Genomic DNA, 6,975 nt, shown 5'->3' on the forward strand with positions numbered 1-6,975 from the left:
ATATGAAAAAGGAGCACTTCTTGTGCTCCTTTTAAAACAAATTTGGTAAATTATTCAGCTCCAACTTCCGCTTTCACAACTTCTACAATACGATGTACATACCCATCACAAATTTCTTGTGTCGGTGCTTCTGCCATTACACGAATAAGTGGTTCTGTTCCAGATGGACGAACAAGAATACGACCGTCTCCGTTCATTTCTTCCTCTACAACACGAATAATTTCTTTAATTTTCTCATTTTCTAATGCTAGTTTTTTATCTGTTACACGAACGTTTACTAGTAATTGTGGGAATTTTGTCATCTCGCCTGCAAGCTCAGATAATGGCTTTTTCGTCATTTTCATGATGTTTACAAGTTGAAGTGCACTTAACATTCCATCACCAGTTGTAATGTAATCAAGTAAGATAATATGACCTGATTGTTCTCCGCCCAGGTTATATCCACCACGTTTCATCTCTTCCATTACGTAGCGATCACCAACTGCTGTTTTATCACTTGTAATATTGTTTGCTTCAAGCGCTTTGTAGAAACCTAAGTTACTCATAACTGTTGAAACAACTGTATTATGTTTCAATTGACCAGTTTCTTTCATATACTTCGCGCAAATAAACATAATTTGATCGCCATCAACGATGTTTCCTTTTTCGTCTACTGCGATTAAACGGTCTCCGTCACCATCAAAAGCAAGACCAATGTCAGCACCTTTTTCTTTTACTAATTCAGCTAACACTTCTGGATGCGTAGAACCTACTCCAGCGTTAATATTCATACCGTTCGGTGAAGTTCCCATTGTTGAAATGTCAGCTTCTAAATCTGCAAATAAATATGGAGCTAAAGAAGATGTAGCACCATGTGCACAATCTAAAGCAATATGTAAACCAGAGAAATCTTCCTCTACAGTTTGTTTAATGTATTGTAAATATTTTTGTCCACCTTCAAAGTAATCACTCACTTGTCCAAGGTTAGTACCTGTTGGACGTGGTAGCTCATCAACTTCTTTGTCTAATAACGCTTCAATTTCTGCTTCTTGCTCATCTGTTAATTTAAATCCATCTGAACCGAAGAACTTAATTCCATTATCTTGTACTGGGTTATGAGATGCAGAGATCATAACACCTGCTTGCGCCCCTAAAGCTTTTGTTAAATAAGCCACACCTGGTGTAGAAATAACACCAAGGCGCATTACTTCCGCTCCAGTTGATAATAGGCCTGCTACTAAAGCTCCTTCTAGCATATGTCCAGATACACGTGTATCACGGCCAATAATCACTTTTGGACGATCTGTATCTTTTGTTAATACATAGCCGCCAAAACGTCCTATTTTAAAAGCTAATTCAGGTGTTAATTCCTTATTTGCAACCCCGCGTACTCCGTCTGTACCAAAATATTTACCCATTATTATTCGCTCCTTTTTCGTGCTCTTTTTGATTATCTACTGTTGGTTCTTGGCTCGTTTCTTGGCTATTTTCTTTTTCTTTGTCTTTTTCTTTTTCCTGATCCTTTTCTGGATCTGGTTCAGGATTTTTTGGTTTTTCAGTTTGATTTTCTTGATTGTTTTTTGAATCTGGTTGTTCAATATTACCCTGTACTTCTTTATCCGGCTTTTCTTTCTTCACAATTGTGACTTTAGCACTTTTTTGTTTTGCTTCTATCGAAATATTACCAGGACCACTCACTTGAATAGAAACATCCTTCGTCCCCGGAGATACATTTTGAAGATTAATCGCCGCTGTTATTTGAGCAGCTGTTATTTTATCTACTATACTTGCTTCTCCTGAAATATCAACGCTTATCTTTCCATCTTGTGGCGAAAGTAGCTGCGCAGTAACATCATTCGGAATTCCACTTTTTTGAATCGGGATACCATCAATAGTTTTACTTTTCGTTTGTTTTACCTTTTGTACCCCTACGGAAACCTTCACTTGATTTGGTTTTGCACTTGTTACACCTTTTGGCAATAAAACAGAGGCATCGAATGTTGTAGAATCCGTCAATTGACTAAAATCTACCTCGACCCCCTCTATAGATTGTATATTATCCAAAATGTCTTTTGGACCTGCTATCGTTACTTCTCTCGGCTCAACGCTAATATTTGTAACAGTCAATCCTTCTGGTAAACTCCCCTTTTTCGTATACGTCACAGGAACAGTTTTTTCAGTATTATTGGCCGTAGCTTGCGTCGCCACATTCAATGTTACACTAATTTTAGATGGACTCGTTCTTACATTTAAACGTTTTCCTTCTTTATTGTATAATGTAACTTCGGCTGTTTTTGTAACAGTTTTATTAACACCTTTTAAATCAATATACGCCTTAGCAGATGAAATACTTTCGATTTCTTCTTTCGTCCCAACTACCTCAACAGTATCAGGTTTAATGTTTGATTTTTCGAGAGTAGCACCCGCTGGCATCTGATCCTCATTTGATAATTTTAAGTCTACATGAACATATTTTCTCGCTTTTTCATGAAGAGTAACTTTGATTGTTGCTGGTTGGACTGTTCCTTTCACATCATCTGGAAGCCCATTCGCTTTTAAAGAAACTTCATAAGTTCCTTTTTGACTATCTCGCAAATCAACTGATATATCAAATTGTTTTTTTGCTTTTGCTGTAGCAACTGCTGATTTTGGACCTTCCAACTTCACCTTAACTCCACCTGATGGAATACCACTTACAATATATTTCTCTTCATCATACTTCAGGGTAATAGGATAATCAGTTAATGTTTCTTTCGTTTCATTTACGAAAGGTAATATACTCGATGTCGTATTTTTTTCAGTTAAAGTTGCTGACATGAAAAGCATACACGCCAATAGTAATGAGATTCCTTTTAAAAACCAATGATTCTCCATTAACTTATCCATGACGCTTTCTCCTCCAATTCCATAAAGACGAAGAAGTCGTTTTTTCGTTCCCACTAAATTCTGCTAACAACATGTCCTTCAGCTGTTCTGTCTTCAAATCACGATGTAACTTACCGTTTTTCGTTAAAGAAATTTGGCCTGTTTCTTCCGACACAACTACTGTAATACTATCAGTGACTTCACTAACTCCCATTGCAGCGCGATGCCTAGTTCCTAACTCCTTAGAAATAAATGGGCTTTCTGATAACGGAAGGTAACATGCTGCTGCTTTAATTGTACTTCCCTGCATAATTACTGCTCCATCATGAAGAGGGGTATTAGGGATAAAAATATTAATGAGTAATTCCGATGATACATTTGCATTTAGCGGAATACCCGTTTCTACATAATCATCCATCCCAGTCTCTTTTGACAAAGTAATTAGTGCACCAATTCTACGTTTTCCCATATATTCCGTTGCTTTAGCTATCGCTGTTGCAACAATTTCAGGTTCATCTTCCCCCTGATTTCCCACACGCGAAAATAAGCTACCCCGTCCTAGCTGCTCAAGTGCTCTTCTCAATTCTGGCTGGAAGATAATAATAACGGCTAAAAATCCCCACGTTAATACTTGTTCCGTTAGCCAATATAGCGTATGCAATTCAAGTAAAATACTAATCATCCGGACGACAATAATAACTGTAATACCTTTTAAAAGTTGCACAGCCTTCGTGCCCCGAATTATAAGAATTAGCTTATATATAATAAACCATACAACAGCAATATCTAATGCCGTACTAAGATATTTCAAAATGGTCGTATCTTCAAAAGGCATGCTAACCCTTCCTCCTACTTACGAGCAATTCTATCCATATATTGAAATATTATTTTATGCTCTATCTGTATGTATTTCCAACAACTAGTTAATTATACCATACATGAACCAAACGACAATTACAAACGCCCCCCTTTAGCTTAAATTGGTAAGATGTCAAACTTTCTTATCCTACAGTATAATATAAGTCATTATTATACGCCTATTTTCAAATAAAAAAAGCAACTTCTCAGTTGCTTTTCTTACATTTATTTTAGTTTTTCACCGAACAAAGAACCCATTAAAGCAACCGCTGTTGTTGCTGTTCTGTTTCTCTCATCTAAAATCGTATTTACTTCAACAAATTCAGCAGATGTAACAATATCAGCTTCTGCTAACATCTCCATCGCTAAGTGGCTTTCACGATAAGATAGACCACCAATTACAGGTGTTCCAACTCCTGGTGCGTCATGAGGATCAAGCCCATCTAAATCTAATGATAAATGAACACCGTCAGTATGAGATAAATACGCAATTGTTTCTTCCATAACAGCCGTCATACCCATACGATCAATTTCATGCATTGAGAATACTTTAATGCCTTCTTCACGAATAAAGTCCTTTTCTCCTTCATCTAATGCACGTGCACCTATAATTACAACGTTCTCTTTTTTTACTTTCGGGTATGCCCCGTATAAATCTACAAGTGAAGAATGTCCATAACCTAAACTTGCAGCAAGTGACATACCGTGAATATTTCCAGATGGTGATGTTTCTTCTGTATTTAAATCACCGTGTGCATCATACCAAATAACACCTAAATTTTTATAATGTTTCGCCACACCAGCTAGCGTACCGATAGCAATACTATGATCACCGCCTAATACAAGTGGAAAACGACCTTCTTCTATAATATGATCAACCTTAGTCGCTAGTTCATTACATACAGTTGCAACTTGAGTAAGGTTTCGTAACTTTGTATTTTCATCTACTTCTTTTTCTCTCTCTATACATATATCTCCCATATCTTTTACGTCATATCCAATTTGTTCAATTCTTTCAACTACCCCTGCATAACGGATCGCGCTTGGTCCCATATCAACCCCGCGACGCATCTGTCCTAAATCCATTGGAACTCCAATAACTGAGATTTCTTTTTTCATAGATAGTATCCCCCTTTTATGCCTTCACTAAATATTTTAAATCTTTTATATAGTCTGACTCAACTCGACATTTTTCTGCATGGATATACATTTTATTCACTTATATTTACGTTGGACTCCCGATTTTTAAACTATTCTATGTATAAAGTTAACTTAATGAACCAACTAACTTTTCTATCAGCTAATATTTTTATCCGTGCCTTTCTCCATCAATACCTAGAATTACACAAAACATCCTCAAATAACTGAATTTAAAAAACACTTCTACACTTAGAAGCGTTTTTCTGATGCTAGTTTCCACACTGCTGCAATATTTCTCGCTGTCATTTCTATATTCTCTTCTGCCCTTTTATATGCCTCTTCTAATGTCATTGGACTTGCTGTAATACTAAATACTGCATCAATTCCCTTTTCATAAACAATTGTATAGTTCGGAGATACAGATCCACCAATAGCAATTACAGGAATATGACGGCATTTCGCCCGCTTCGCGACACCAACAGGAGCTTTTCCATAAGCTGTTTGTTCATCTATCCTTCCCTCACCAGTTACAATAAGATCGGCACCCTCTATACACTTATCAAAATTTGTATAATCTAATACAATTTCAATCCCTTTTCTTAGCTGTCCCTTTAGTACTGCAACGACAGCGGCTCCCATTCCTCCAGCTGCCCCTGCACCAGGTATTAGGGACACATCAAAAGATACGTACTGTTTAAGTATATTAGCATAATGTTTTAAATTCCCGTCTAGCTCTTTCATCATCTCTACATTCGCACCCTTTTGTCTCCCAAATACAAAAGACGCTCCCTTTGGTCCAGCTAATGGATTGTCGACATCACATGCTGCTTCTAGCTTTATATCCTTCAAACGTGTATCCATACGAGAAAGGTTAAGAGCAGTAATCAAATGTAATGTTCCTCCAGAGGGCTCAATTACTTCACCTTTCCTATTAATAAACTCTACGCCTAAAGCAGACAACATACCTGCCCCACCATCATTTGTAGCACTTCCTCCAAGCCCTAAAATAATGTGTTTAGCTCCTTGATCTAATGCATGTAATATCAGTTCACCTGTCCCTTTTGTCGTTGTAATAAGTGGGTTTCTCTTTTCAATTGGAACGTGTTGTAATCCTGATGCTGCCGCCATTTCAATAAATGCTGTCTCCTTATCCTTAGACATACCATAATAGGCTTGCACACTCTCCCCAAGCGGCCCTGTCACATTAAGTGATATAATTCCCCCCATTGTAGCACCAACAAGAGATTCGACCGTTCCTTCACCTCCATCTCCAATTGGTACTTTAACGTACTCTGCTTTAGGAAAAACTGCTGCAAAACCCCTTTCAATAGCTTCACATACCTCTATAGCTTTCAGGCTTTCTTTATATGAATCCGATGCAATGACAACTTTCATAATTATCCCCCCTTATTCAATCCCTTTTTTTCATTTTAAACGATATACGGAAAAGTTTTCTTTTTGAGTGGAATTTAAACACAAAAAAAGCTTACATCATTTGATGTAAGCTTTTCCTATTTATATGGAGCCTAGCGGGATCGAACCGCTGACCTCCTGCGTGCAAGGCAGGCGCTCTCCCAGCTGAGCTAAGGCCCCTTAGTAATTAAGCGGAAGACGGGATTCGAACCCGCGACCCCAACCTTGGCAAGGTTGTATTCTACCACTGAACTACTTCCGCGAAAATGGTGAGCCATGAAGGATTCGAACCTTCGACCCTCTGATTAAAAGTCAGATGCTCTACCAACTGAGCTAATGGCTCGTAAATGGCTGGGCTAGCTGGATTCGAACCAGCGCATGACGGAGTCAAAGTCCGTTGCCTTACCGCTTGGCTATAGCCCATTAATATTTACTAGTATGGTTATCTTTTCAAAAAAATAAACCCTCTCAGGTTATTTTAAAGAAAATGGTGGAGGGGGGCAGATTCGAACTGCCGAACCCAAAGGAGCGGATTTACAGTCCGCCGCGTTTAGCCACTTCGCTACCCCTCCGACATTTAAAAATATATGGTGGAGGATGACGGGATCGAACCGCCGACCCCCTGCTTGTAAGGCAGGTGCTCTCCCAGCTGAGCTAATCCTCCGAAGTGGTGACCCGTACGGGATTCGAACCCGTGTTACCGCCGTGAAAGGGCGGTGT

5 protein-coding genes and 6 tRNA genes are annotated in these 6,975 nt (G+C 38.4%); all 11 read right to left on the reverse strand.

What is annotated here, in order from left to right; translation table 11 throughout:
* Positions 1–50: 50 nt before the first annotated feature.
* Entirely contained in the window at positions 51–1,397 is a 1,347-nt protein-coding gene (glmM, locus tag AB3X49_RS04490) for a phosphoglucosamine mutase (RefSeq protein ID WP_002029377.1), read from the reverse strand.
* Positions 1,390–2,865 (reverse strand): CdaR family protein, encoded by a 1,476-nt coding sequence (locus tag AB3X49_RS04495; RefSeq protein WP_367960685.1) that lies wholly within the window; start codon positions 2,863–2,865, stop codon positions 1,390–1,392. Before AB3X49_RS04495 ends, glmM begins: the two co-directional genes overlap by 8 nt.
* Positions 2,858–3,679: a diadenylate cyclase CdaA gene (cdaA, locus tag AB3X49_RS04500; RefSeq protein WP_002124707.1), complete on the reverse strand. Its 822-nt coding sequence runs from the start codon at positions 3,677–3,679 to the stop codon at positions 2,858–2,860. The genes AB3X49_RS04495 and cdaA overlap by 8 nt, the downstream gene beginning before the upstream one ends.
* Positions 3,680–3,927: 248 nt before the next feature.
* Positions 3,928–4,821: an arginase gene (rocF, locus tag AB3X49_RS04505; RefSeq protein ID WP_002029355.1), complete on the reverse strand. Its 894-nt coding sequence runs from the start codon at positions 4,819–4,821 to the stop codon at positions 3,928–3,930.
* A gap of 270 nt (positions 4,822–5,091) precedes the next feature.
* On the reverse strand, positions 5,092–6,237 hold the full coding sequence (locus AB3X49_RS04510) for a glycerate kinase (RefSeq protein WP_088265801.1): 1,146 nt from the start codon (positions 6,235–6,237) through the stop codon (positions 5,092–5,094).
* 125 nt (positions 6,238–6,362) lie between these two features.
* Positions 6,363–6,435: transfer RNA gene (locus AB3X49_RS04515), tRNA-Ala, on the reverse strand.
* 10 nt (positions 6,436–6,445) lie between these two features.
* A tRNA-Gly gene (locus AB3X49_RS04520) sits at positions 6,446–6,517 on the reverse strand.
* A gap of 5 nt (positions 6,518–6,522) precedes the next feature.
* A tRNA-Lys gene (locus tag AB3X49_RS04525) sits at positions 6,523–6,598 on the reverse strand.
* 5 nt (positions 6,599–6,603) lie between these two features.
* Positions 6,604–6,678 (reverse strand) — tRNA-Gln (locus AB3X49_RS04530).
* A 65-nt stretch (positions 6,679–6,743) separates the two neighbouring features.
* Positions 6,744–6,827, reverse strand: a tRNA-Tyr gene (locus AB3X49_RS04535).
* Positions 6,828–6,843: 16 nt separating this feature from the next.
* Positions 6,844–6,919, reverse strand: a tRNA-Val gene (locus AB3X49_RS04540).
* Positions 6,920–6,975 lie beyond the last annotated feature (56 nt).

Origin of the sequence: Bacillus sp. C30, from assembly GCF_040838255.1 — a bacterium.
Taxonomy (GTDB): Bacteria; Bacillota; Bacilli; order Bacillales; family Bacillaceae_G; genus Bacillus_A; species Bacillus_A mycoides.